This is a genomic window from Streptomyces sp. NPDC059906, from assembly GCF_042730645.1.
Classification (GTDB): domain Bacteria; phylum Actinomycetota; class Actinomycetes; order Streptomycetales; family Streptomycetaceae; genus Streptomyces; species Streptomyces rubrogriseus.
In genome coordinates, this window is record NZ_JBHWKU010000006.1 from 138045 (window position 1) to 161082 (window position 23038).

Annotated in this window: 22 protein-coding genes and 2 pseudogenes; 11 read left to right on the forward strand and 13 right to left on the reverse strand. The window is 73.0% G+C overall.

What is annotated here, in order from left to right; translation table 11 throughout:
• Nucleotides 1–4: 4 nt before the first annotated feature.
• Both ACFV9J_RS12120 and ACFV9J_RS12125 read right to left on the reverse strand, forming a co-directional pair.
• Nucleotides 5–3385 (reverse strand): family 78 glycoside hydrolase catalytic domain, encoded by a 3381-nt coding sequence (locus ACFV9J_RS12120; protein ID WP_385353132.1) that lies wholly within the window; start codon nt 3383–3385, stop codon nt 5–7.
• 102 nt (nt 3386–3487) lie between these two features.
• Nucleotides 3488–4012 carry a MarR family winged helix-turn-helix transcriptional regulator gene (locus ACFV9J_RS12125; RefSeq protein ID WP_385353134.1) on the reverse strand — a complete coding sequence of 175 codons (525 nt, stop codon included), beginning with the start codon at nt 4010–4012 and terminating at the stop codon, nt 3488–3490.
• A gap of 171 nt (nt 4013–4183) precedes the next feature.
• Between ACFV9J_RS12125 and ACFV9J_RS12130 the strand changes: the two genes are divergently transcribed.
• On the forward strand, nt 4184–5407 hold the full coding sequence (locus ACFV9J_RS12130; protein WP_385353136.1) for an FAD-dependent monooxygenase: 1224 nt from the start codon (nt 4184–4186) through the stop codon (nt 5405–5407).
• Here the strand turns inward: ACFV9J_RS12130 and ACFV9J_RS12135 are convergent.
• Complete coding sequence (locus tag ACFV9J_RS12135; RefSeq protein ID WP_385353138.1) at nt 5389–6000, reverse strand: TetR/AcrR family transcriptional regulator; 612 nt, start codon at nt 5998–6000, stop codon at nt 5389–5391. The genes ACFV9J_RS12130 and ACFV9J_RS12135 overlap by 19 nt on opposite strands.
• Nucleotides 6001–6148: 148 nt before the next feature.
• Between ACFV9J_RS12135 and ACFV9J_RS12140 the strand changes: the two genes are divergently transcribed.
• Nucleotides 6149–7315: an FAD-dependent oxidoreductase gene (locus tag ACFV9J_RS12140; RefSeq protein ID WP_385353140.1), complete on the forward strand. Its 1167-nt coding sequence runs from the start codon at nt 6149–6151 to the stop codon at nt 7313–7315.
• Nucleotides 7316–7415: 100 nt separating this feature from the next.
• Nucleotides 7416–7820: a hypothetical protein gene (locus tag ACFV9J_RS12145; RefSeq protein WP_385353142.1), complete on the forward strand. Its 405-nt coding sequence runs from the start codon at nt 7416–7418 to the stop codon at nt 7818–7820.
• Here the strand turns inward: ACFV9J_RS12145 and ACFV9J_RS12150 are convergent.
• The 3 genes from ACFV9J_RS12150 to ACFV9J_RS12160 all read right to left on the reverse strand — a co-directional run bounded on the left by ACFV9J_RS12150 (nt 7817) and on the right by ACFV9J_RS12160 (nt 10416).
• A complete protein-coding gene (locus ACFV9J_RS12150) occupies nt 7817–8551 on the reverse strand; it encodes a chitinase (RefSeq protein ID WP_385353144.1) in 735 nt (244 codons plus the stop codon). The genes ACFV9J_RS12145 and ACFV9J_RS12150 overlap by 4 nt on opposite strands.
• Before the next feature lie 122 nt (nt 8552–8673).
• The gene (locus ACFV9J_RS12155) at nt 8674–9192 is read right to left on the reverse strand and encodes a lytic polysaccharide monooxygenase auxiliary activity family 9 protein (RefSeq protein ID WP_385353146.1); all 519 of its coding nucleotides are present in this window, start codon (nt 9190–9192) and stop codon (nt 8674–8676) included.
• A 282-nt stretch (nt 9193–9474) separates the two neighbouring features.
• Nucleotides 9475–10416 carry an alpha/beta hydrolase family protein gene (locus ACFV9J_RS12160; protein ID WP_385353148.1) on the reverse strand — a complete coding sequence of 314 codons (942 nt, stop codon included), beginning with the start codon at nt 10414–10416 and terminating at the stop codon, nt 9475–9477.
• A 137-nt stretch (nt 10417–10553) separates the two neighbouring features.
• On the opposite strand from ACFV9J_RS12160, the gene ACFV9J_RS12165 reads away from it, so the two are divergent.
• From ACFV9J_RS12165 to ACFV9J_RS12175, 3 genes are all read left to right on the forward strand, one after another.
• Nucleotides 10554–10931: a MerR family transcriptional regulator gene (locus tag ACFV9J_RS12165; RefSeq protein WP_385353150.1), complete on the forward strand. Its 378-nt coding sequence runs from the start codon at nt 10554–10556 to the stop codon at nt 10929–10931.
• A 99-nt stretch (nt 10932–11030) separates the two neighbouring features.
• Nucleotides 11031–11855 (forward strand): inositol monophosphatase family protein, encoded by an 825-nt coding sequence (locus tag ACFV9J_RS12170; protein ID WP_385353152.1) that lies wholly within the window; start codon nt 11031–11033, stop codon nt 11853–11855.
• Between the two features lie 135 nt (nt 11856–11990).
• Nucleotides 11991–13124, forward strand: coding sequence for a ferritin-like protein (locus tag ACFV9J_RS12175; RefSeq protein ID WP_385353154.1), 1134 nt, complete (start codon nt 11991–11993; stop codon nt 13122–13124).
• A 52-nt stretch (nt 13125–13176) separates the two neighbouring features.
• Here the strand turns inward: ACFV9J_RS12175 and ACFV9J_RS12180 are convergent, their stop codons facing one another.
• On the reverse strand, nt 13177–13569 hold the full coding sequence (locus ACFV9J_RS12180) for a VOC family protein (RefSeq protein WP_385353156.1): 393 nt from the start codon (nt 13567–13569) through the stop codon (nt 13177–13179).
• 104 nt (nt 13570–13673) lie between these two features.
• Complete coding sequence (gene aztA / locus ACFV9J_RS12185) at nt 13674–14432, reverse strand: zinc ABC transporter ATP-binding protein AztA (protein WP_385353158.1); 759 nt, start codon at nt 14430–14432, stop codon at nt 13674–13676.
• A gap of 15 nt (nt 14433–14447) precedes the next feature.
• Here aztA and aztB point away from each other — a divergent pair, with 15 nt between their 5' ends.
• The 4 genes from aztB to aztD are packed head-to-tail and all read left to right on the forward strand — an operon-like array spanning nt 14448 to nt 18755.
• A complete protein-coding gene (gene aztB / locus ACFV9J_RS12190) occupies nt 14448–15299 on the forward strand; it encodes a zinc ABC transporter permease AztB (protein WP_385353160.1) in 852 nt (283 codons plus the stop codon).
• A 14-nt stretch (nt 15300–15313) separates the two neighbouring features.
• On the forward strand, nt 15314–16558 hold the full coding sequence (locus tag ACFV9J_RS12195) for a hypothetical protein (RefSeq protein ID WP_385353162.1): 1245 nt from the start codon (nt 15314–15316) through the stop codon (nt 16556–16558).
• On the forward strand, nt 16555–17547 hold the full coding sequence (gene aztC / locus ACFV9J_RS12200) for a zinc ABC transporter substrate-binding protein AztC (protein ID WP_385353164.1): 993 nt from the start codon (nt 16555–16557) through the stop codon (nt 17545–17547). Before ACFV9J_RS12195 ends, aztC begins: the two co-directional genes overlap by 4 nt.
• Nucleotides 17544–18755, forward strand: a complete 1212-nt coding sequence (aztD, locus tag ACFV9J_RS12205) for a zinc metallochaperone AztD (protein WP_385353166.1) — start codon at nt 17544–17546, stop codon at nt 18753–18755. The genes aztC and aztD overlap by 4 nt, the downstream gene beginning before the upstream one ends.
• A 172-nt stretch (nt 18756–18927) precedes the next feature.
• Here the strand turns inward: aztD and ACFV9J_RS12210 are convergent, their stop codons facing one another.
• The 3 genes and pseudogenes from ACFV9J_RS12210 to ACFV9J_RS12220 all read right to left on the reverse strand — a co-directional run.
• Nucleotides 18928–19887 (reverse strand): helix-turn-helix domain-containing protein, encoded by a 960-nt coding sequence (locus tag ACFV9J_RS12210; protein WP_385353168.1) that lies wholly within the window; start codon nt 19885–19887, stop codon nt 18928–18930.
• Nucleotides 19888–19896: 9 nt separating this feature from the next.
• The gene (locus ACFV9J_RS12215) at nt 19897–20733 is read right to left on the reverse strand and encodes an alpha/beta fold hydrolase (protein WP_385353170.1); all 837 of its coding nucleotides are present in this window, start codon (nt 20731–20733) and stop codon (nt 19897–19899) included.
• A gap of 49 nt (nt 20734–20782) precedes the next feature.
• A pseudogene (locus ACFV9J_RS12220) lies at nt 20783–20989 on the reverse strand (carboxymuconolactone decarboxylase family protein); the annotation flags it as partial.
• Between ACFV9J_RS12220 and ACFV9J_RS12225 the strand changes: the two are divergent.
• A pseudogene (locus tag ACFV9J_RS12225) lies at nt 20989–21198 on the forward strand (pirin family protein); the annotation flags it as partial. The pseudogenes ACFV9J_RS12220 and ACFV9J_RS12225 sit on opposite strands and share 1 nt — an antisense overlap.
• A 15-nt stretch (nt 21199–21213) precedes the next feature.
• Here ACFV9J_RS12225 and ACFV9J_RS12230 read toward each other — a convergent pair.
• Nucleotides 21214–21852 carry an HD domain-containing protein gene (locus ACFV9J_RS12230; protein ID WP_385353172.1) on the reverse strand — a complete coding sequence of 213 codons (639 nt, stop codon included), beginning with the start codon at nt 21850–21852 and terminating at the stop codon, nt 21214–21216.
• Nucleotides 21853–21968: 116 nt separating this feature from the next.
• Complete coding sequence (locus ACFV9J_RS12235) at nt 21969–22937, reverse strand: GlxA family transcriptional regulator (protein WP_385353174.1); 969 nt, start codon at nt 22935–22937, stop codon at nt 21969–21971.
• Nucleotides 22938–23038: the final 101 nt, after the last annotated feature.

The window sequence follows — 23038 nt, forward strand, 5'->3', positions numbered from 1 at the left end:
CCCGTCACGCGTCGCCGGTGAACTCCCAACTGCCGTGGGCGGCCCGGAGGATGTCGAAGCCGGGCACCGACCGCACGAACTCTGCCCCGCGAGGGACGGTCGCGCGCCCTCCCTCGGACACCGGCACGTGGACCTCCGCCCGCGACCCGACGGGCACGCGGACCGTCAGCCGCAGCCTCCCGTCGACGGCGGACCACGCCACGGCCGCCTCCCCGCGCACGGTACGGATCGAGGTGTGCGCCCACTCCACCCCCGTACGGGCGTCGGGGCGCACGGTGAAGGTGCGCCACCCCGCGTCGCCCGGCCTGAGCCCGGCCACGTTCTCGTACAGCCACTGGGCCACGGTGCCCTGGAAGTAGTGGTCGCGCGAGCGGGAGTCCAGCGGCCACATCTCCCACATGGTGTCGGCACCGTTGTCGTGCCAGTAGCCCCAACCGGGGTACGTGCGCCGGGTGGCCACGGCATGGGCGACGTCCGGGCGGCCGTGGGCGCACAGGACCCGCAGCAGCACACTCGTGCCCAGGGCGCCCGTGTTGAGGTGGTTCCCGCGCTGCTCGATGTCGGCGACCAGGCTCTCCACGACCGTGGCCCGGGCTCCCGGCGGCACCAGCCCGAACGCCAGCGGTATCGCGTTGGACGTCTGCCGGTAGTCCGGGTCCTTGGCCGTGCGGTAGTACCCGTCCGGCCCGAGGAACGCCCCGTTGAACGCGTTGCGCAGTCCCTCGGCGGCGGCACGGTAGCGGCCGGGGACATCGTTGTCGCCGGGCAGGCCGGAGAGCGCCTCGCCCAGCTCCGCCGTGTGCAGCAGCGCCCGGTACAGGTAGGCCGTCGCGGTCAGCCGGGTGTCCTCGGGCGGGTTGCCGCCGTAGCCGGGTGCCAGATAGTCGCCGAGCGCGGTGACGGCCAGGCCGTCCCGCAGCCGGCCGAGTTCCCAGTCCAGGTAGCGGGTCAGCGTCTCCCAGTGCTCCCGGGCCGCCCGCTCGTCCCCGTACACCCGGTACAACTCACGCACCACGAAGGGGTACACGGTCGTCCACTCGGGCGAGGGCCCGAGGTCGCCGTAGCCCCAGCCGCCGCTGGGCACGATCACGGGGAGCTGTCCGTCGTCGTTCTGGCTGTCGGCGAGGTCCCCGAGCCACTTGGACAGGAAGCGCTGCATCCCGAAGGCGTACGTCATGACCGGCGTGCCGAGCTGGGCGTCGCCCGTCCAGCCGTTCTTCTCGTACATCGGCGTGTCGGTGGGGATGCCGTGCAGGTTGTTCAGGACGGTGCGCCGCATGGCCCGGTCGAGCCACTCGTAGAACGGCTCCGAGCAGGAGAACGAGCCGACCTCGTCCACGCGGGAGTGCACCAGCCGCCCCAGCACGTCCTCCGGGGCGGGCCGCGCGGGCAGGCCGTGGACCTCGACATACCGGAAGCCCTTGTACGGGAAGCTCAGCTCCCACACCTCCTCGTCCCGGCCGGCGCACACGTATTCGTCGGTCTGGAAGCGGCCCGGCACGTGCCCGGTCTCGGCGTGCACACCGCCGTCGGCCTCGAGCTTCTCGCCGTGGACGAGCCGGACCACCGTGCCCTCGGCGGCCCCGCGGACGGTCAGCCGGGTCCAGCCGGCCATGGTGCGGCCCATGTCCACGACGTACACGCCGTCGCGCAGCTCCTCGACGGCCTTCGGGCGGACGGTGTCGACGATCCCGATCGGGTCGTGCGGCTGCGCGCGCAGTGTGCCGCCCGGCGCCCCGCGCACTCCGGCCGGCCGCCACGCCGAGTCGTCGAACCCGGCCCGGGACCAGCCGTCGGGTGCCCGCCGGGAGTCGTAGGTCTCCCCGGCGTACAGGGAGTCGGACAGCGTCGGCCCCTCGGTGATGCGCCACTCGCCGTCCGTGGCGACGGTGGTGCGGGTCCCGTCCGGGTGGTCGATCTCCAACTGCGCGAGCAGCCGGGGCTCGCCGTGCCAGGGCGCGCGGTGCCAGTTCCAGACGTTGGGCGTCGTCATGCCGTAGAAGCCGCGCCCGAGGGCGACCCCGATGGCGTTCTCGCCGCGCCGCAGCAGCTCCGTCACGTCGTGGACGGCGTACAGCACCGTCTCGTCGTAGTCGGTGAATCCGGGGTCGAGGACCTGGTCGCCGACGCGCATGCCGTTGATCTCCGCCTCGTAGTAGGCGAGTCCGCTGATGTGCAGGCGTGCGCGCGCGACGCGGCCGCGGACGGTGAAGGAGCGGCGCAGCAGCGGGGCGGGCGCCTCGGGGCCGGTGACGGTGACGTCGCCGCCCCAGGGGCCCTGGCCGTAGGGGGCCAGTACGGCGGCCGCCTCCCAGTCGCCGTCGTCGAACCCGGGCCGTTCCCAGCCCTCCTGCGCGGCGCCGGTGGTGCGCCAGCCGTCGCCGGTGCGCAGTTCAAGGGTGCCTTCGTCGTCCGTCTCGACGAGGAGGCGGGCGAGGAGTCCGCCGGGGTTGACACTGGCCCCGGGCCGGTTGGTGGCGAGGGCGGCGACGAGGATCCCGCCGTCGGCGGAGCGCGCCTGCTCCGTGACGTCCGCCGTGCGGCCGGTGCGCCAGCCGTCGGTCTGCGACGGTGCGTGGAGCACCTGCTGCCCGCCGACGTAGAGGGTGAAGTCGTCGTCGGCCGTGGCACTCACCACGGCACGCTTCACCACGGAGCCCGCGGGCAGGGTGAGCGTGGCGCGGAACCGGGCTTCGCCCTCCGGGGCGTCCGAGGAGGTCGCGCCGGGGGACCAGATCCAGGACGCGCCCGCCAGGGACGGCGGCGCGGGCGGCTCCTCGGCGCCGATCCAGCTCGCCCGCCAGCCGTCGGCCGGCAGTGAGGTCTCCCACCAGCGGGTCTCGCTCCAGCGGGAACGGCGCCCGGCGGCGTCCCAGACCCGGACCTGCCAGTGGTAGCGGGTGCGGGGGAGCAGTGCGGGCCCGCCGTAGGGGATGCCGACGCTGCGGTCGGAGGCGACCTTGCCGGAGTCCCACACCGTGCGGGTGCGGCCCCTGCCACCGGAGTCCCGGGTGACCCGGACGTGGTAGGCGGTCTGCCGGGCGCCGTGCCCGGGGGCGGCCAGCTCCCAGGAGAGCCGCGGGCGTTCGACGTCCGTGCCGAGCAGGTTCTCGGTGTACTCGACGCTGGTGCGCACGACGCGCAGTCCGGCCGTCTTCGTCCCCGTCTCCGCCGGGCGGCCGGCCGTTTTGCCGCCCGCCGCCGCGACCGCGCCGCCGCCTGCCAGCGCCGTGACGCCCGCGGCACCCGCGGTCGTCACGGTGCCGCGGAGGAAGACTCTTCGGTTCCAGCCCTCGGTCCCGTTCCCGGTCGGTTCCCCGGCCGATCCTTCGGTCGATTCCTCGGTCGATTCCTCGGTCGTTTCCTCGGTCGATTCCTCGCTCATGTGGATCCGCCTTTGCGTTTGAAACGATTCAACCGCTCGCTTCACGATCCTATGCACCCGCTGTGGACCGCATCAAGGGATGCGACGACGGTCGCCGAGCGCTCAGTCCTCCGCGTCGAGCCGGGCCAGCCGTGCCGTCACGTCGTCCGCGAGGCGGGTGAGCAGGCGCGTGAGGTCCTCGCGGTCCTGCCGCGGCCAGTCGGCGAGCGCCTCGGCGAACCAGCCGAGCAGGGACGTCACGTACCGGTTGGCGGCCTCCAGTCCGTCCCCGGTCGGTTCGATGAGGCTCGCGCGGCGGTCGTGGGGGTCGGCGACCCGGCGTACCAGGCCGCGCTTCTCCAGCGCCTGTACCTGGCGGGTGACGTGCGGGCCCACGACCTGCATCCGGTCGGCGATCTCGCCGATCCGCAGCGGCTGGTCGGCCGTACGCAAGGTCACCAGCACGCCCATGGCGGGTCGGTCGAGGGCGAGCCCGGCCGCCTCGGCGGCGCGTTCCGTGAGCCGTCCCCTGTTGAAGGCGGCGCTGAGCTGGGTGAGCCGGGGCAGCACGGTGAGCAGGCCGTCGTGCGGATCGTCCGGTCCGGCGGGTCCGGCGGGTCGGGCAGGGCCGGCGGCTTCGGGGGTCATGAGATCTCCATTTGCATACCTGACTTAGGTATCTATATCATGGGGAGCGGCCGGTGTCCGGGAGGGCGCCGTATGGCCTCCATAAAGATACCTAAGGTACGCATATTTGCCGCTGGTGCGGCACGTGCCTCCGTCTTCCCGGGATTCGTCCCGGTGGAAGGGTGAGAAGCCATGGTCCACACATCCCGTCCCGCTCGCCGCGTACTGATCTCCGGGGCAAGTATCGCGGGCCCCGCGCTCGCGCACTGGCTCGACCGGTACGGCTTCGAGGTGACCGTCGTCGAGAAGGCGGCCGCCGTGCGCGGGGGCGGCTACGCGATCGACGTGCGCGGCACGGCCCGCGAGGCCGTCGACCGCATGGGTCTGCTGCCGGCGCTGACCAAGGCACACGTCGACAGTCAGCGCATCACCTTCGTGGACGCGGCGGGGGAGAGGGTCGGCTCGCTCCAGCCCGAGCAGCTGACCGGGGGAACGGCGGGGGTCGACCTCGAGGTCCGGCGCGGCGACCTGGCCGACGCGCTCTACTCCCCGCTGCGGGAGCGGGTCGAGTTCCTCTTCGAGGACTCGATCGCGACGCTCGACGACGCCGGCGACGCCGTGCACGTCGTCTTCGACAGCGGCCTGCGCCGGACCTTCGACCTCGTGGTCGGCGCGGACGGACTGCACTCGAACACGCGCAGGCTGGTCTTCGGGCCCGAGGAGCCGTTCCACCGCTACCTCGGGCACGTCTTCGCGGGCTTCACGCTGCCGAACGAGTTCGGGCTCGCGCACGAGGCCGTCATCTGGAACGAACCGGGACGCAGCGCCGTCCTCTACGCCCACGAGCCCGCCGGCCGGCTGCACGGCTTCCTCACCTTCACCCGCGACACCCCGCCCTTCAACGCCTTCCGCGACCCCCGCGCCCAGCGGGACCTGGTGGCGGCGCGCTTCCCCGAGCGGGTCTGGCACCTGCCGCGGCTGGTCGAGGGCATGCGCGAGGCCGACGACCTGTTCTTCGACATCGTGAGCCAGATCCACATGCGTACCTGGTCGCACGGGCGTGTCGTCCTCGCGGGCGACGCGGCGCACGCCACGTCGTTCATCTCCGGCCAGGGGTCGAGCGTCGCGCTCGTCGGCGCGTACGTCCTGGCCGGCGAACTGGCCACGCACGCGGACCACACGGAGGCCTTCGCCGCCTACGAGCGCCGAATCCGTCCCTTCGCCGAGCGCAACCAGGCGCTGGCCACCAGCGGCGGCTCGGCGGTCACCCCCGCCACACGTGAGGAGCTGGAAGCGCGCAACGCCCTGCTGCGCGATCCTCAGGCGGCGGCGCGGGCCATGGTGACCACGAGCGCGCGGGAAGGGCGCGCCGCCCACTCCTCCCTGGACCTGCCCGACTACCCGCGGTCCGGCTGAGGGGGAGGCGGGTCTTCCTGCGACCGCCAGCCGTGCAGGAGCAGGTCGAACACGGTCTCCACGGTCGCCCGGGGATCGTGCCGTCCCGTGGTCAGGGCGGGGATCTCCAGGACGAACCGGGCCAGCGCCGCGCACGCCAGGTCGTCCGGCTCCCGATCGAGTTCCTCCGCGATCACGGTGCTCAGGGTGTCGGCGTGTCGCATCCACATGCGCTCCCCGTACTCGCGGAGCGCGGGCGTGTCGCTGACCAGGGCGGTGAAGCTCGCCCGGCGCGGATCGGTCACGATCGGCACCCAGGACTCCAGGGCGTGTGCCCGCAGCGCCTCGACCACGCCCCGTCCGTCGGGCCGTTCCCGCACGGCGGCGGCCAGTGCGGCGTCGACGTCCTGCTCGCGGTCGAAGACCAGCGACTCCTTGCTCGGGAAGTGCGCGAAGAGGGTCGTCGTCGAGACGTCGGCCTGCTCGGCGACGTCGCGGACGCTGACCCGGTCGAAACCGTGCTCCAGGAACAGCTCCAGGGCGGCGTCGGCGATGGCCTGCCTGGTCGCCGCCTTCTTGCGCTCGCGGCGGCCGGGGGTCGAAGAGTCGGGCATGGCGCCACCCTAACCCACGACTGGAACGACACAGAAACCGAACCGAGACTGGAAGTGCAGTGAATAAGAAACTGGAACAGTTGCAGTTTCTCACTCGTTTCTGCTTTGGTGGTTTCCACGGGGGACCCGCCAACGGAAGGAAGCCACCATGAACTCTCCGACGCCCGCCGCCGCGCGGATCAGCATCATCGGTGCGGGCCCGGGAGGGCTCACCTGCGCACGTGTGCTGCGCCGGCACGGCATCGCGGTCACGGTGTACGACCGCGATCCGGACGCCGCCTCCCGCGACCAGGGAGGCTCGCTCGACCTGCATGAGGAGGACGGCCAACTCGCGCTCCGCGAAGCAGGCCTGCTGGAGGAGTTCTTCGCGCTCGCCAGGTGCGAGAGCCAGGAGGAGCGCCGCTTCGACACCGCGGGGCGGCTCCTCGGGCACCGGCTGCCGGACGAGGGCGAGACGGCCCGCCCGGAGATCGACCGCGGTCAGCTCCGGGAGCTCCTGCTGGGATCGCTCGACGCCGGGACGGTGCGGTGGGGACACGGCCTGGAATCGGTGGGCGGGCCGGCCGACGGACCGCGGACGCTGACGTTCGCCGACGGGAGCACCGTGGTGACGGACCTCGTGATCGGAGCGGACGGCGCGTTCTCCCGAGTTCGCGCGGCGGTGTCCGACGCGGTACCGCGCTACACCGGGGTCGGCTTCCTCGAGGCCTGGTTCGACGACATGGAATCCACGCACCCCAAGCTGTCCGACCTGGTCGGCCGGGGCAGCGCCCATGTGGCCGACGGACAGCGGGGCCTCTTCGCACAGCGGAACAGCGGTGGGCACATGCGCGTCTACCTCATGCGGAGGGTCGCCCTGGACTGGATGACGGCGAGCGGGCTGCGTCCGGACGACACCGACGGCATCCGGGCCCGGCTCCTCGCCGAGTACGCCGGCTGGTCACCCCGGATACTCCGGATGATCACCGAGAACGACGGCCCGTACGTCGACCGCCCGCTCTTCGCCCTGCCGGTGCCGCACACCTGGCGGCCCACACCGGGCGTGACCCTGCTGGGCGACGCCGCGCACCTCATGCCCCCGCTCGGGGTCGGAGTGAACCTCGCCATGCTCGACGCCGCGGAACTCGCGCTCGCCCTCGCGGCGTCCGCCACCGTCGACGACGCCGTGCGCACCTACGAGAAGACGATGCTCCCGCGCTCGGCCGAGATCGCCGGCATGCTCGAGGGAGGTGCCGGTTTCCTGCTGGAGGAGCCGGACGCCGAAGACCTCGCGCGGCTCGGTGCGCCCGGAGCGGAGGGCGGACCCCGGGAGTGACGCGGGCCCGGAGAGCTGCGCCTGCCCGGGGAGTGCGGCCCGCCCGGGGAGCGGTGCCTGCCCGGGGCGTGAGGCCCGCCCGGCCGGTAGGGTCGAGCTCATGGGTGCGCTCCTGCCGTTCGTGCTCCTCGCCGGTGGCCTCGCCGCGGTCCTCGGCTGCTTCACCCGGCTGGCGTCGCGCGTGCGCCGCCGGGGCCTGGCGGGCGGGGCGATGAGCGCGGCCCTCGCCTCCTACGAGGAGGCGTTCCGCACCACGGCGTACGCGTCCCACGTCGAGATCCGCAGCCAGGCGGAACGCAGGTCCCCGCTCCTTTCGCCCGACGACGACTGGCGCCGGGCTCCCGCCGCGCCGGACGGGACCGGTGCGGCGGCGGGCCGGACGGCTCGCCGCGCGCCGCGCCGGACCCGACGCGGCCCGGGCCGCTGGTTCCGCCGCCGACGCGGCCCCCTCGCGACCGGGCGCGCCGGTGGGCACGAGGGGGCGGGCGGGCCGGACGGGTCCTAACAGCTCAGGTTGCCGCCGGGCTCGACGCCGAGGAGCTGGGTGAAGCGCTCGTAGTTGTCGATCCGGCTCTGGACCTGCCCGGGATTGCCCCCGTCGCACTCCAGGCTGCCGTTGATGGACCGGATGGTCTCCCCGAAACCGGCGCCGTTGACCATGGCGTCGTGCGGGGTCATGGTGCCGGGCCCGGTCTGGGTGTTCCAGTACCACAGGCCCGTCTTCCAGGCCACGGCCGAGTCGTTCTGGACCAGGTCGGGGTTGTTGAGCAGATCGATGCCGAGGGCGTCTCCGGCGGCCTTGTAGTTGAAGTTCCAGCTCAGCTGGACGGGCCCGCGCCCGTAGTACTTGTCGTTGCCGGCCGGGCAGCCGTACGGCTGGGACGCGTCGCAGTAGTGCGGGTAGTTGGCGGTGTTCTGCTCCACCACGTACACCAGCCCACCGGTCTCGTGGCTGACGTTGGCGAGGAAGGCGGCGGCCTCCTGCTTCTTCACCGTGTCGCTGCCGGTGTTCGAGAACCCCGGGTAGGCGCTGAGCGCGGCGGTGAGACCGCTGTAGGTGTAGAAGGAGTTCCGGCTCGGGAACATCTGGTCGAACTGGGCTTCGCTGACCACGAATTCGGCGGCGGTGGTCCGGGTGTCGGACTTCTCGGCGACGGCCGACGGCGCCATGGTCAGCGTGCACAGGGCGGCGGCCGCACCGGTGGCGGCCAGCAGCGCGAGCTTGCGGTGCTGCACGGTATCTGCTCCTGCTCGATGGGAGGGAGGGCCGGGGGAGGGCGGAGGCGGCGGGCGGCGGGGGAGCGGTCGTGCACCCTCGAAGGGGCTGTGACCGCTCCCCGACCACTCCGACCGGCCCGTCAGCCCCCGACGTTGACGTCGATGCAGGCGTAGAACGCGTTGGACGTGTCGGCGACGTTCCACACGGCCAGCACCTTCTGCTGTCCGGTGAGTCCGCCGAAGTCGACCTGGTGGTTCACGACCGCGCCCGGCTTCGCGCCGCCGTCGTCGAACAGCGCGATCCGCTGACCACCGACGTAGTACTCCCAAGTGCTGGTGGCGTGCTGCGCGGTGAGCCGCCACGAGAACGTCGTGTTCTTCGACACCGGGGTGACCTGCCAGCCCTTGCTGTCGTCGTCCAGTTCCGCGAAGCGGCTGTTGCCGCCACTGCAACTGGTCAGGCCCTTGGGGCCCTCGACGCTCTGGGGCTCGTACGTGATGTCGCCGCAGGACACCGTGCCCGCGGCGCACTGGGCCTGGCGGCTGGGCGGGTCGGAGATGTAGCCGTGCGCGCTCGCCGAGGAGGCGGGCAGGCTCACGGCCACGACAGGGGCGAGGGCCGCGCCGATCAGGGCAGCGGTCTTCCGACGTGCGTGCATGGGAACTCCTTCACATCCGGCCGTCCCAGGCGCGCGCGGCCATGTGTGGGGGGACCGCGCGCACGCCGAGTACGGCCTCTCGTGGGTGGGGCCAGGAGGCGCGAAGGTGACGCGCACTCACCGTCCCCGCCGGGGCGTGGGACCCCGGCAGGGCTCAACTCCGTAAACGGAGCGGCGAGTTCTGTTGGACTAGACCATACAAGCGATCGACGTGACCGTGTCAAGAGTGTGTCAACGACGGTGTCCGGCGCGCGGGGTGCCGGGCGATCTCGCGCAGTGGGCTCACTTGGATTCGAGCCGGCCGAGGGGATGGGTCGTCCCGGTGAGGGTCTTGCGCGTGGCAGTCCAGTCCGTGCTGTCGATGCCGAGGGTGTGGCGGAGGTAGGCCAGGGTCACCCGTTGGACCAGGGCGACGTGGGCGGGGTTCTCGTCGGTGGTCTCCGCGGCCTGGTAGCCGGAGATCCCGCCGAGGAAGTGTTCCGCTCCGTAGAGGGTGAGGAGGCTCTTGCGGCCGGGGCTCAGGACGTACGGATCGGCCGTCCAGTCCGCGCCGCGTACGGTGAACGGCAGGTCGTCCCGGTCGCCCGCGACCACGAGTGCCGGGGTGGTCATGTGCGTGAAGTCGGGGTGCCTCAGCCACGGGAGGCGCTGGGCCGCGAACGGGGTCAGGTCGTCGCCGCCGTTGCCGGCCGTCGCGAGCAGCACGCCCGCCTTGATCCGGGAATCGGACAGGTCCTCCGCCTCCCCGGTCGCGGGGTCGCGCACGCGCAGGCCCAGCAGGAGACCCGCGGTCTGGCCGCCGAAGGAGTGACCGGCCGCCGCGACACGGCTTCGGTCCGGGCGCCCCCGGAGGCCGGGAACGGCCGCCTCCACCAGGTCCAGGCCGTCCAGGACGCGCTTCATGTCCTCCACGCGCGAGCGCCACAACCCCGGCCGGCGCGGGTCGTCCTCGGGAAGGGCCACGCTCTTCGAGTCGAGGTGGGTGGGCTGGATCACCACGAAGCCGTGGGCGGCCCAGTGGTCGGCGAGTGGGCCGTATCCGTCCAGCGACGAGCCGAAGCCGTGCGCGAGGAGTACGACGGGCAGACCGTGCCCGGTCACCGGGGCGGACACCCGCAGGCGCAGATCCTCGCCACGCTCGGGTGCGGGCAGCACCACGGGCTTGACCGAGACGACCGGAGCGGTGGCGGCGGCGCCGGTCGCCGCGAGGGCTGGTGCGGTCATGGAAGGGCCTTCTTTCTGCTGGTCAAGGGGGTTCGGAGCGGGACCCGGGACGAGTCGGGGGCCTTGGGGGTTACGCTAAAACCTGACGCCGACGTGAGAGGCAAGTCGTACGACCGCCTCACGAGAGGAGGCGCGGGATGCGCATCGGGGAGCTCGCCGCCAGGACGGGCGTCAGCGTGCGGGCGCTGCGCTACTACGAGGAACAGGAACTTCTCGTCCCGGAGCGCAGCCACAGCGGCCAGCGGCACTACCCCGAGGGCGCGGTCGACCGCGTCGGGCTGATCCAGCAGCTCTACGCCGCGGGCCTGTCGAGCAGGACCATCGTCGGACTCATGCCGTACGCGGCCGACGGCAGGGCCACGCCCGAGCTGCTCGACCGGCTGTCCACCGAGCGGGAGCGTGTCGAGGGCCGGATCGCCGAACTGGTCGGCACCCGGGACCGGCTGGACTCCGTCATCACCGGCGCCACGGGGAACCTCCGCACCGGCCGCTCCTGCCGCGCCGGGACCTCCTGAAGCAGACCGGCACCCCCGGCACCCCCGGCGCCGTCGGTGTAGGCCCGTACGCCTGTAGGCCCGTAGGCCCGGAATGCTTCGGCCGTTACCCTGCACACCGTGATCAACTTGCCTGTGCCCCATGACGACACCGGTGCGCGTCATGACGACACCGAAGTCGCGATCGCCGCCGCGCGGGCCGGCGCCGAGACCGTGCGAGCCCGCTACGGACAACGGCTGACCCGATTCGACAAGGGTGGCGGGGACTTCGCCACCGACGCCGACGTGGCCGCCGAGGAGGCGATCCTCAACGCCATCCGTGCCGCGCGGCCCCACGACGCGATATGCGGTGAGGAGGGCGGGCGGCGGGGAGCGGCCGACGCGGCACGCCAGTGGCTGGTGGACCCCCTGTGCGGCACGCTCAACTACGCCGCGGGCACCATGGCGGTGGCCGTCAACGTGGCGCTGCGCGGAGGCCCGGCGGCCGTGGCCGACCCGTTCGGCGGCGAGATCCTCTTCACCGACGGCGAGAGGGCCCGGGTCCGGCGCGACGGCCACGACACACCGCTGGCGCCCAGTGCGGCGACCCGGCTGGTCGACGTGAACCTGGACCCGCCCTTCCCGGGCGCGCCCGCGTTCCGGGCGGCCGACCTGCTCGCCCACCCCGGCTTCGTGCGGCGCCTGCGGCCGCGGGTCCTGTCCACGACGCTGGCCCTGGCCTGGGTCGCGGCCGGGAAACGCGCCGCCTACGTCACCGACGGCACCGGCCTGACCGAAAGCGTGCACTTCGCCGCCGGTATCGCGCTGTGCCGGGCGGCCGGCTGCGTCGTCACCGGAGTCGACGGCGAGCCCGTCGGCCCCGCGGGCCGCGGTCTCGTGGCGGCCGCCGATGCCGGGACGCACGCGCTGTTGCTGTCGCTGATACGTGAGGGGCGTCCCCGGTAGGGCCGACCGGGTAGAGGATGCCCCACCCGGTGCCGCCCGCCCGGGAAACGACCTCACCGCTGCTAGTTTCGCCAGCCGTCGGACGAATGCGGACGTCCCGGTCGGATGCGGCCGCCGCCTGCGGGAGGAGTACGGGTGACTGGTGTGCGCGAGGAAGCGTCGGGGACGGGTGCCCCGTTCGGGCGACGGACCTTCATGGCGTCGGCCGTCGTGGCGGCCGCCGCGTCCGTCCCGGCCGCCGCGCCCGCGCCTGCGGCCGGGCGGCCGGAAGGCGCCGCGCCGGGCTGCCGGTCCGTGGCGCACCTGCTCGCGGTCCCCGAGAGCGGACGCGGTGTCGACTGGCTCAGGGATGCCCTTCAGGTCGCCGTGGCACTCGAACTCGCCACCATCCCGCCCTACCTGTGCGGATGGTGGTCCGTGGGCGACCGCACGAGCCACGTCGCACGGCTGATCCGGCGCATCATCGGCGACGAGATGTACCACATGGGCGTCGTCTGCAACCTGCTGGTGGCGGTGGGCGGCCGGCCGCGGATCACGGACGCCGCCCTCGCCTACCCCGGCCCGCTGCCCGGCGGCGTGCGCGCGGAGGTGAACGTCTACCTCTCGGGTCTCAACAAGCCCTTCGTGCGCGACGTGATGATGGCCATCGAAGCCCCGGAGGCCCCCCTGGCCCGCGGCGTGAACAACTCACCCGGCATCGGCCACTTCTACGACGGCCTGCTGCGCGCCTTCCGGGCCACGGCACCGCCACTGTCGGCCGACGGGCAGTTGTCCCAGCGCATCGGCTCCGACGTCCTGGAACCCGTGTCCGACCTCGACGGCGTCGAGCGGGCGATCGAGATCATCAAGGAACAGGGCGAGGGCACAACCAGCTCCCCCGAGGACGCCTTCGGCGACGACCACCCGGCCCACTACTACGCCTTCGGCGAGATCTACCACGGCCGGCAACTGCGCCGGGAGGACGACGGCTGGCGGTTCACCGGCGCCCCCGTGCCCTTCCCCGACGCGCGCCCCATGGCCCGGGTCCCGGCCGGTGGCTGGCCCGACCCCTCGCAGCGGGTCGGGGACCTGCTCGACCGCTTCGACACCGCCTACGCCAAGGTGCTCGGCACCCTCGAGGCGGCCTGGGCCCACGGCGACGCACGCACCCTGGGCTCCGCCGTCCGGACGATGCGCGGGCTGGAGGGCCCCGCCGTGGAGCTGATGGAAACCGGCATCCCGGGCGGCCGGGGCACCTACGGCCCCCAGTTCCGCCCGCCCCGCGCTTGACGCCGGACGGCGCGAGCCGAGTCGACACGCGGGGCAGGGCGCGCCCCGCCGGCTACTGGACCTGCATGATCTGGATGAGGTTTCCGCAGGTGTCGTCGAGGACCGCCGTGGTGACCGCGCCCATCTCCATCGGATCCTGGGTGAAGTGCACCCCGAGCGAGCGCAGCCGGTCGTGCTCCGCCCGTACGTCGTCCACGGCGAAGGAGGCGGCCGGGATGCCGTCCTGGGCCAGCGCCGTCCGGTACGGCCGCACCGCGGGGTGACCGGACGGTTCGAGCAGCAGCTCGGTCCCGTCGGGGGCCTCGGGCGAGACCACGGTCAGCCACCGGTCCCCGCCCGCCCCCACCGGCACGTCGTGCTTCTTCAGGAAGCCCAGGGTCTCGGTGTAGAAGCGCAGCGCGTGCGCCTGATCGTCGACGAAGACGCTGGTGAGGTGGATCTTCATGGGGTCATCTCCGGTGCGTGGGTTCCGGGCCGTCGGGTCACGAGGTGCTCGGGCGGGCCGGAACCCTCCTGACTCTCCGGACCCTCCGGGACATCACCTGCCTATCAAGGGCCCGCGTGTCCGGCAACGGCCCAGACCTCGGCGAGGGCCGAGGTGGTGAGCACGCGGTCCGGGCGGCCGTGTCCCGCCAGGGTGCCCGCGCGGAGCAGGAGACAGGCCTCGGCCGAGCGTGCGGCCGCCAGGTCGTGGGTGGCGTGGACGACCGTCACGCCGTCGGCCGCCAGGTCCGTCAGGAGGTCGGTGATGCGCTCTCTGGCCTCCGGGTCGAGGCCGGTGGTCGGCTCGTCCAGGAGGAGCAGGTCGGACCGCTGGGCGAGTCCCTGGGCGAGGAGGGCGCGCTGCCGCTGTCCGCCCGACAGCTCCCCGAGCTGACGCGGGGCGAGGTCTGCGACGCCGAGCCGGTCCAGGGCCGAGTCCACGATCAGCCGGTCCCGGCGGTTCAGCCGGCGCCAGGGGCCGCGCTCGGCCCACCGCCCCATCTCCACGGTCTGGCGGACGGTCAGCGGCAGGGCGTCCGCGACGGCGCCGCGCTGCGGAACGAAGGCGGGCGGCCGCTCGCCGTCCCGGTGCAGATCTCCCGATGTCGGACGGATCACACCGGCCAGCACGCCGAGGAGCGTCGACTTGCCGCTGCCGTTCGGCCCGACCAGAGCCGTGACGGCCAACGCCGGTATCTCGCAGGTGAGTTGCTTCAGGACCGGTCGCCCCGAGTAGCCGGCGCACAGCCCGGTCAGGCGGACTCGTGACGTCCGGCCGGGCGCGGCGGGGGCCGAGGGGCGGGATTTGTTGAACATGATTTTCATTGTAGTGTCCTCCGCATGGATTGGTTGACGGCCCCGTTCGAAGTGACGTTTGTGCAAAGAGCCTTGTGGGGCGGCATCCTGGTGTCCGCCGTCTGCGCCCTGGCCGGCACCTGGGTCGTCCTCAGGGGGATGGCCTTCCTGGGCGACGCCATGTCCCACGGGCTGTTGCCCGGGGTCGCGCTGGCCGCCCTGCTCGGCGGCAACCTGCTGCTGGGAGCGGTGGTGAGCGCTGCCGTCATGGCCGCGGGCGTCACCGCGCTCGGGCGCACCCCGAGACTCTCCCAGGACACCGGCATCGGTCTGCTCTTCGTCGGCATGCTCTCGCTCGGCGTGATCATCGTGTCGCGCTCGCAGTCCTTCGCCGTGGATCTGACCGGCATCCTCTTCGGCGACGTCCTCGCCGTCCGCGAGCAGGACCTGCTCGTACTGGGCGGGGCACTGCTGGTGGCGCTGCTCGTCTCCGTGCTCGGCCACCGGGCCTTCCTCGCCCTCGCGTTCGACCCGCGCAAGGCCCACACCCTCGGACTGCGCCCGCGGCTTGCCCACGCGGTACTCCTCGCCCTGCTGGGCCTCGCGATCGTGGCCTCCTTCCACATCGTCGGCACGCTCCTCGTCCTCGGCCTGCTCATCGCGCCGCCGGCCGCGGCCCTGCCCTGGGCGCGCGGTGTCCGCGGCGTCATGGCCCTCGCGGCACTCCTCGGCGTCACCGCCACGTTCGGCGGGCTGCTCCTGTCCTGGCACCTGAGCACCGCCGCCGGCGCGACCGTCTCGGCCGTCGCGGTGGCCCTGTTCTTCCTCTCCCACACGGCGTCCGGCCTGCGGCACCTCCGCACGCGCCCCGCCACCCCCCACCCGACAGCCGACTGAAGGAATCCGAGGCGATGGAACCGACCGTCCGCAGAAACACAACCCGCCGGCTCCCGACCGCACTCGTCCTCAGCGCCGTACTGCTCGCCACGGGCTGTTCGGAGCAGTCGGACGACGGCCGGAAACCCGCGGCGACCGAGTCGTCCGCCACCCCGCACGGCTACGTCGAAGGAGCGCGGGAAGCGGCCGAGGAGCAGTCCCGGCTGATCCTCGCCGACCCCCGCACCGGCGCGAGCCGGGTGCTCGACCTCGTCACCGGCAAGGTGCACGAGAGCGCGCCGGTGACCGGCGCCGACGGGCTGAGCACGGACGGCCGCTTCGGCTTCTTCCACACCGACCGCGGCACGCACGTGGTCGACGGCGGTGCCTGGACGGTGGACCACGGCGACCACGTGCACTACTACCGGGCGGCGATACGCGACGTCGGCGACCTCCCGGGCGGCCGCGGCGCCGAGATCCGCAGCGACGCCGCGGTGACCGCGGTGACCGGCCCGGACGGCCGGACGACGCTGTACGACCGGACGGCGCTGGAGAAGGGCGAGGTCGGGCCCGCCCGGACGCTCGACGGTGTGCACGCCGGCGCCGTCGTGCCGTACGAGAAGCACCTGGTCGCGCTCGCCGGGGACGACGAGTTGGCCGAGGTCGCCGTGTACGACCGTACGGGCCGCCGGGTCGCCTCGCCCGACGCGACGTGCGAGCGGCCCAGGGGCGACGCCGTCACCCGCCGCGGCGTCGTCCTCGGGTGCGCCGACGGGGCCCTGCTCGTGAGCGCCGAGGACGGGACGTTCACGGCCGAGAGGATTCCGTACGGACAGGACGTACCCGAGAAGGAACGGGCCGCGGCCTTTCGCCACCGGGCCGGCAGCGACACGCTGACCGCACCCGCCGGCGAGCGGGCCGTGTGGGTCCTGGACGTCACCGACCGAGACTGGACCCGGGTGCAGACCGGACCGGTCCTCGCGGCCAACACCGCCGGCGAGGGCTCACCGCTCCTCGTCCTGGAGACCGACGGCGCGCTGCACGGCTACGACATCGCCACCGGCCGGAACACGGCGCGGACCGAGCCCCTCCTGACCGGAACCGCGAAGACCCCCACCGCCGCGGGAGCACCGGTCGTCGAGGTCGACCGCAGCCGCGCCTACGTCAACGACCGCACCGGTAAACGCGTGTACGAGATCGACTACAACGACGCCCTGCGCGTCGCGCGCTCCTTCGACCTCGACATCGCACCGGGGCTGATGGCGGAGACCGGACGATGAGGAGGGGAACGGGACGCACCCGGACCCGGGTGGCACGGCTGCGCCGCCTCCTGGTGGGACTGCTCGCCCTGGTCACGGTCGCCACCGCCACGGCCTGCAACGGCACGGACGAAGAACCCCGCATCGTTGTGACCACCAACATCCTGGGCGACATCACCCGCCAGGTCGTGGGCGACCAGGCGGAGGTCACCGTCCTGATGAAGCCCAACGCGGACCCGCACTCCTTCGGACTGTCGGCCGTGCAGGCCGCCCAGCTGGAACGCGCGGACCTCGTCGTCTTCAACGGACTGGGCCTGGAGGAGAACGTCCTGCGGCACGTGGACGCCGCCCGCGAGGCGGGTGTGGCGACCTTCGAGGTCGGCAGGGCGGTCGACCCGCTCACCTTCCACTCCGGTGACGACGGCGGACCCGAGGGGGAGTCCGGCCGGCCCGACCCGCACTTCTGGACCGACCCCGACCGGGTGCGCACGGCCGCCGGACTCATCGCCGACCGCGTGAGCGAGCACGTGACGGGCGTGGACGACGACGCGATCCGGGCCAACGCCGCCGAGTACGACGAGCAACTCGCCGACCTCACCGCCTTCATGGAGAAGTCCTTCGACCGGGTGCCCGAGGACCGACGCAACCTGGTGACCAACCACCACGTCTTCGGCTACCTCGCCGACCGCTTCGGCTTCCGCGTCATCGGCGCGGTGATCCCCAGCGGCACGACGCTGGCCTCCCCCAGCTCCTCCGACCTGCGCTCGCTCACCCGGGCCATGGAGCGGGCCGGGGTCCGGACGGTCTTCGCCGACTCCTCCCGGCCGGGGCGGCTCGCCGAGGTCCTGAGCAACGAACTCGGCGACGGCGTACGGGTCGTGGAGCTGTACTCCGAGTCCCTCACCGCCGAGAACGAGGGCGCCGCCACCTATCTGCGGATGATGCGCGCCAACACCACCGCCATGACCGACGGACTGACCGTCGGCAGCCCGAAAGGAACGCACAGTTGAACACGTCCATACGCAACAGGGCCGTCACGGGGACGGCACTCTCCCTGGCGGTGTCCGCGGTCCTCACCGCCTGCGGCGGCGGCGACACCTCCTCCTCGGACGCCACGTCCAAGGGCGACGGGAACCCCGCGGCGGCGACACCCGCGGCCTCGGTGCGGGACCCCCTGGTCGCCACCTTCGACGGCGGCCTGTACATCCTCGACGGCAAGAGCCTCGAACTCACCAAGACCATCGACCTGCCCGGCTTCAACCGCGTCAACCCCGCGGGGGACAAGGACCACGTGGTCGTCTCCACCGACAGCGGCTTCCGCCTGCTGAACGCCGCCCGGCAGACCCTCACCGACATCGAGTACAAGGGCGCGAAGCCCGGCCACGTCGTCCGCCACGCCGGGAAGACCGTGCTCTTCACCGACGGCACCGGTGAGGTCAACGTCTTCTCGCCGGAGGACCTGGGCACCGGCGGGAAGCCGGACGGGCGCACCTACAGGTCGGCCGAGGCCCACCACGGCGTCGCCATCGAACTGAGCGACGGCCGGCTCCTCACCACCCTCGGGGACGAGGAGAAGCGCACCGGCGCCCTGGTGGTGGACAAGGACGGCAAGGAGATCGCCCGCAGCGAGAACTGCCCGGGCGTCCACGGCGAGGCGGCCGCCCGCGGCGAGGCGATCGCCCTGGGCTGCGAGGACGGCGTCCTGATCTACAACGACGGCGGGTTCACCAAGGTCGACGCCCCCGACGACTACGGCCGCACCGGCAACCAGGCGGGCAGCGACGCGTCCCCCGTGCTCCTCGGCGACTACAAGACGGACCCGGACGCCGAACTGGAACGGCCGACCCGCATCTCCCTGATCGACACCGAGACGGCGAAGCTGCGCCTGGTCGAGCTGGGCACCAGCTACTCCTTCCGCTCCCTCGCCCGTGGACCGCACGGCGAGGCGCTCGTCCTCGGGACCGACGGCGCCATCCACGTCGTCGATCCGGACAAGGGCACGGTCGAGAAGAGGATCCCCGCCGTGGGGGAGTGGCAGGAACCCCTGGACTGGCAGCAGGCCCGGCCCACCCTGTTCGTCCGCGGCAACACCGCCTACGTGTCGGAACCGGGCAAGAAGGCCGTGCACGCCATCGACCTCGAATCCGGCCGGAAGCGAACCTCGGTGACCCTGCCGCAGGGCACCAACGAGCTGTCCGGAACGGTCGCGGGCCACTGACGGGCGCGTCCCCCCGACACCGGGGCCGGGGGGACGTACCGAACAGCGGCCCTAGGACTGGGGCCGTCGTCCGTGGTTGGCCGGGTGATTGCGGCGTGCCTTCTTCTTCCGGCGTCGCTTCGAGGACATGCGTGCCTCCTTCGGAAGACGTCCGATCGGTGCGCGTTCCGTGTCAGTGCGCATCCGTCCATGCCGTCCGTCCACGATTCCACGCACGTCCGTGCCGTGCCATTCGGCGAGGCACGGACCTCACGGACGCCGTGGCGCTCACGGACCGCGCCGGTGACGAGCCCGGCCAGGCGACGTCGTCGATCGCGAGCCACGGCGCGCCGGCCACGGCCGTGGGGGTGAGGCCGGTGAACGCCCTGACCTCCCGGTGCAGGTGGGACTGGTCGGCGTAGCCGCTCTCGAAGGCGACCGAGGCCGGGGCCAGGCCGGCCGCGAGCAGATGGGCGGCATGGTCGAACCGCACCAGCCGGGCGGCCCGCTTGGGCGTGATGCCGAGCTGGGCGTGAAAGCGGGCAGAAAGCCGCTTGCGGCTCCAGCCGACCTCCTCGGCCAGACCCTCGACCCGTACGCGCCCCCGGCCCGCGAGCGTCGTCCGCCAGGTGTGGGCGACCTCCGGATCGACCGGACGCCGGTCCGCCGCGCGGCGGCGCAGGATGTCCGCGGCGACCGCGAACCGCTCGTCCCAGGACCCGGCGGCGCGCAGCTCGTCCCGGACCCGCTCCGCATCCCGGCCCCAGACGTCCTCGAACGACTCCACCCTCCCGCCGAGCCCCGCCGACGGGCCGAACACCGCGGCCGCCACCGCCGGTTCCAGCCGGATCTGCAGGCACGCGCCCACCCGGCCCGCCACCCTGAGATCCCCCGGGGCGAGCCCGACGACGAAGCTGCCGTGCCCGGGCCCGTGCCGGTCCCTGGCGCTGTGCAGGATGCCGTCGCCGTCGCTCAGGTCGATGAGCAGGGTGACGGACGGATGCGCGACCATGGCCATGTCCACGAAGGCGGACACGTGCTGACTGAACCCGGCCATGGCGACCCCCGCGAGCCGGGCCGACGGACGCGGGACCGCGACGTCCACGATCGACCAGTCCGGCGGCGCCCCGGTCGGTGTCCCGGTGGACAACACGCCGCCAGTCTAGGTCTCGGGACCGACGGCCGGGAGGTCCGCGTCCCGGGCGGAGAGGCCGAGCAGCAACTCGCCGGTCGGTCCGGGCGCTTCCAGCGGCGGCAGGTGCCCGACGCCCGGCAGCAGCTCGAGCCGCGCGTTCGGTACAGCCTCGTACCGGTGCGCCGACGACGGGTCCCAGCGCGGGTCGGCGGCGCCGAAGAGCACCAGCACCGGGACGGTGAGGGCGGCGAGGCGTTCGGGCACGCCGCGCTCGGCGAGGTAGGCCGTGTTCCCGCGGGCCACCGTCCGGAAGGAGCGGTACGAGATGTCCCGCACGTCGTCGATCATCTCGGCCGGGACCTCGACGGGGCCGGCGGCCGTCGCGGCGATCGCCTTGCGGAGCATCGCGTCCGTGCGCCGCGGCCACAGGAGCGGACCGAAGGGCGGGGCCAGCAGCAGCCGGAGGATCACCGGCTGCGGAAGGAGCGCGTCCAGGCTCGGGCCCGTGCTCACCAGGGCGAGGGCGCCCACCAGGTCGGGACACCGCTCCGCGAGCGCCGTGGCGACGTAGCCGCCGCTCGAGTGGCCGGCCACGGTCACGGAACGCAGGCCGAGGTCGTCCAGGAGCGCCGCCAACCGGTCCGCCTGCCGCGGCACGTCGTACGACGGGGTGGGCGGCGACTTGCCGCAGCCCGGGAGATCGACGCGCAGAACGCGCCGGTGCTCGGCCAGCGCCGGGACCACCCGGCCCCACGACGCGCCCGAGGCGCCGGAACCGTGGATGAGCAGGACGGGCGGCGCCTGCGGCGGGCCGTCGTGGACCACGTGCATGCCGTGCGAGAGGTCGGCGTCGTACTGACTCATGCCGCAAGGGTGCGCCCGGTGCCGGACACGGGTCTTGTACGAATGTCGCCGCACCCGCCACCCTCGGCGCCCCCGCGTCGGCGGGATGCGTGGTGGCCTCCGCGAGGGCCAGCGCGGCGCGTTCCCTGGGCGAGAACAGCTCGGTGTCGCGCCAGGCCGGCAGCACGCCGAGCCGTTGGGTGGTCTCGTCGCCGCGCAGCGCGGCCCTGGTGTGCGCGTTGAGGCAGTAGGCACAGGCGTTGAGCTGGGAGACGCGCCGCGCCGGGACGAAGGACCCTCACGCTGACGAACGCGGCACCCGGGGACGCCCGACTGGTGGTGCTGGGCGGTCCGCCCTTCCCGGAGGAGAGCGGCATGTGGTGGAACTTCGTCGGACGCACCCACGATGTCTACCCCGGTGACCGCCTCCCGGCGCCCGTACTCCCCAACGCCACGCTCTCCCCGCGCAGGAACCCGAAGTCGTAGGAGCCCCGCAAGGAGTCACTCCGGCCAGGCGGAGTTCTCGATCACCTCGACGAAGTCCGTGCGCCGGAAGCCCGGCAGGAAGTGTTCCAGGACGTCCGCGTTCACCGTGCCGAAGGTGGTCTGCGGACGGTGCCCGAAGCCGTCGGTGAACGCCTGGAGGATCTGCTTCTTGAAGTCCGGGCGGGGGTGGGCGGCGGTGACCGCGTCGATCTCCGCCCGGGTGAGGCGGGCCAGGTTCAGACCGAGCACGTCCGTCTCGACGCCCGCGGTGGTCGCCGCGATCTCCGGTGCCAGCTTGTAGGGGACCTCCGGGGTGGTGTGCAGCGCGACGGCCGTCCACACGGTGTCCGCGTCGGTCTCCGGCACGCCGTGGGCCAGCAGGAACGCCCGTGCCTGGTCCGCGCCGTCCATCTCGAAGCGCTGGTCGTCGCCGCGGTAGGGCGGCACCAGGCCGGTGTCGTGGAAGAGCGCGGCGACGTACAGCAGCTCCGGATCCGGCCGCAGGCCCAGGGCGGCGGCCTGGAGACTGCCGAACAGGTAGACGCGCCGCGAGTGGTCGAAGATCAGCGGCGGTGTGGTGTCACGGACGAGTTCGGTCGCCTCCCGCGCCAGCGAGCTGTCGGGAATGTCGATTCCGGCGATGGTCTCCGTCATGGTGGTCCTCCCGGGACGATGCCTGTCGTGTCGGTTCCCACCCTGCGCCGGGAGGCCGGACCGCGTCCGCTGCCCGATGGCCACGAACCCCTCGGAACCGGTCATGACTCCGCGCGTCACGTCTCCCGGGAGGTGGTGGCGAAGCGCTGCTGGTACCGGATCGGGGACAGCCCCAGGTGCCGGGCGAAGGCCCGGCGCAGACTCTCGTAGCTCGGGAAGCCCGATCGGGTGGCGGCCTCCGTGGCGTTGTGCCCGGCGTCGAGCAGGGCCTTGGCCATGTCGAAGCGGATCAGTTCCACGTACTTCATCGGCGTCGTGTCCAGCTCGGCCCGGAACATCCGCGTCAGATGCCGCGGGCTGACCCGCACCCGGGCCGCCAGCGCCTCCAGACCGTGGTCCGCCGCCGGATCGCCCTGCACCGCCTCCTGGACCAGCCGCAGCACCGGCGTGCGGGGCGCCGGGCCCTGGAGCGAGGCGGAGAACTGCGACTGGCCGCCGGCCCGCTGCATGTACACCACCAGTGAGCGGGCGACCCGACGGGCCAGGCCGGGGCCGTGGTCCTCCTCCAGCAGGGCGAGGGCGAGGTCGATGCCCGCGGTCACCCCGGCGGACGTGTACGTGCTGCCGTCCTTCACGAACAGCGCGTCGGCCTCGACCCGCGTCGACGGAAACCGGCGGGCCAGCGTCGCGGTGTGCTGCCAGTGCGTCGTCGCCCGCCGGCCCTCCAGCAGGCCCGCCGCGCCGAGCACGAAGGCACCGGTGCACACCGAGGCGATGCGCCCCGCCCGTTGTGCCAGTGCCTTCGCGGCCGCCCCGAGGCCGGGGTCCACGGGGGAGTCGGGCAACGCGTCGCCGCCGACGACGACCAGCGTGTCGTGGGCGGCGGCGGCCTGCGCGTCCGTGTCCGCCGGCACCCGCATGCCGATGGACGAGCGCACCGGCGATCCGTCCGCCGAGACGATGCTCAGCCGGTAGTCCGCCCCGAACCGGTTGGCCTCGCTGAAGACCTCCGCCGGACCGGACAGGTCGAGCAGCTTCATGCCGTCGAACACGAGGACGACCACCCGGTGCGGTCCCGCTGTCATTGCTTCCTCCGCGTTGAGCTTTGCGCGATTTGATGAATATGAGTGAAAAATGAGGTATGCCGGTTCTCGGCGTAAGGTGGCTGCCGGGGATCAGTCACACA

Excerpts from the sequence above, each read along its gene's own strand:
- ACFV9J_RS12135 (WP_385353138.1), bottom strand. The coding sequence starts at position 6,000 with ATGCCCGACTCTTCGACCCCCGGCCGCCGCGAGCGCAAGAAGGCGGCG.
- ACFV9J_RS12215 (WP_385353170.1), bottom strand. The coding sequence starts at position 20,733 with ATGAGTCAGTACGACGCCGACCTCTCGCACGGCATGCACGTGGTCCAC.
- ACFV9J_RS12235 (WP_385353174.1), bottom strand. The coding sequence starts at position 22,937 with ATGACAGCGGGACCGCACCGGGTGGTCGTCCTCGTGTTCGACGGCATG.
- ACFV9J_RS12155 (WP_385353146.1), bottom strand. The coding sequence starts at position 9,192 with ATGCACGCACGTCGGAAGACCGCTGCCCTGATCGGCGCGGCCCTCGCC.
- ACFV9J_RS12230 (WP_385353172.1), bottom strand. The coding sequence starts at position 21,852 with ATGACGGAGACCATCGCCGGAATCGACATTCCCGACAGCTCGCTGGCG.
- ACFV9J_RS12130 (WP_385353136.1), top strand. The coding sequence starts at position 4,184 with ATGGTCCACACATCCCGTCCCGCTCGCCGCGTACTGATCTCCGGGGCA.
- ACFV9J_RS12195 (WP_385353162.1), top strand. The coding sequence starts at position 15,314 with ATGGAACCGACCGTCCGCAGAAACACAACCCGCCGGCTCCCGACCGCA.
- aztB (WP_385353160.1), top strand. The coding sequence starts at position 14,448 with ATGGATTGGTTGACGGCCCCGTTCGAAGTGACGTTTGTGCAAAGAGCC.
- aztC (WP_385353164.1), top strand. The coding sequence starts at position 16,555 with ATGAGGAGGGGAACGGGACGCACCCGGACCCGGGTGGCACGGCTGCGC.
- aztA (WP_385353158.1), bottom strand. The coding sequence starts at position 14,432 with ATGAAAATCATGTTCAACAAATCCCGCCCCTCGGCCCCCGCCGCGCCC.
- ACFV9J_RS12120 (WP_385353132.1), bottom strand. The coding sequence starts at position 3,385 with ATGAGCGAGGAATCGACCGAGGAAACGACCGAGGAATCGACCGAGGAA.
- ACFV9J_RS12145 (WP_385353142.1), top strand. The coding sequence starts at position 7,416 with ATGGGTGCGCTCCTGCCGTTCGTGCTCCTCGCCGGTGGCCTCGCCGCG.
- ACFV9J_RS12180 (WP_385353156.1), bottom strand. The coding sequence starts at position 13,569 with ATGAAGATCCACCTCACCAGCGTCTTCGTCGACGATCAGGCGCACGCG.
- ACFV9J_RS12165 (WP_385353150.1), top strand. The coding sequence starts at position 10,554 with ATGCGCATCGGGGAGCTCGCCGCCAGGACGGGCGTCAGCGTGCGGGCG.
- ACFV9J_RS12140 (WP_385353140.1), top strand. The coding sequence starts at position 6,149 with ATGAACTCTCCGACGCCCGCCGCCGCGCGGATCAGCATCATCGGTGCG.
- ACFV9J_RS12160 (WP_385353148.1), bottom strand. The coding sequence starts at position 10,416 with ATGACCGCACCAGCCCTCGCGGCGACCGGCGCCGCCGCCACCGCTCCG.
- ACFV9J_RS12125 (WP_385353134.1), bottom strand. The coding sequence starts at position 4,012 with ATGACCCCCGAAGCCGCCGGCCCTGCCCGACCCGCCGGACCCGCCGGA.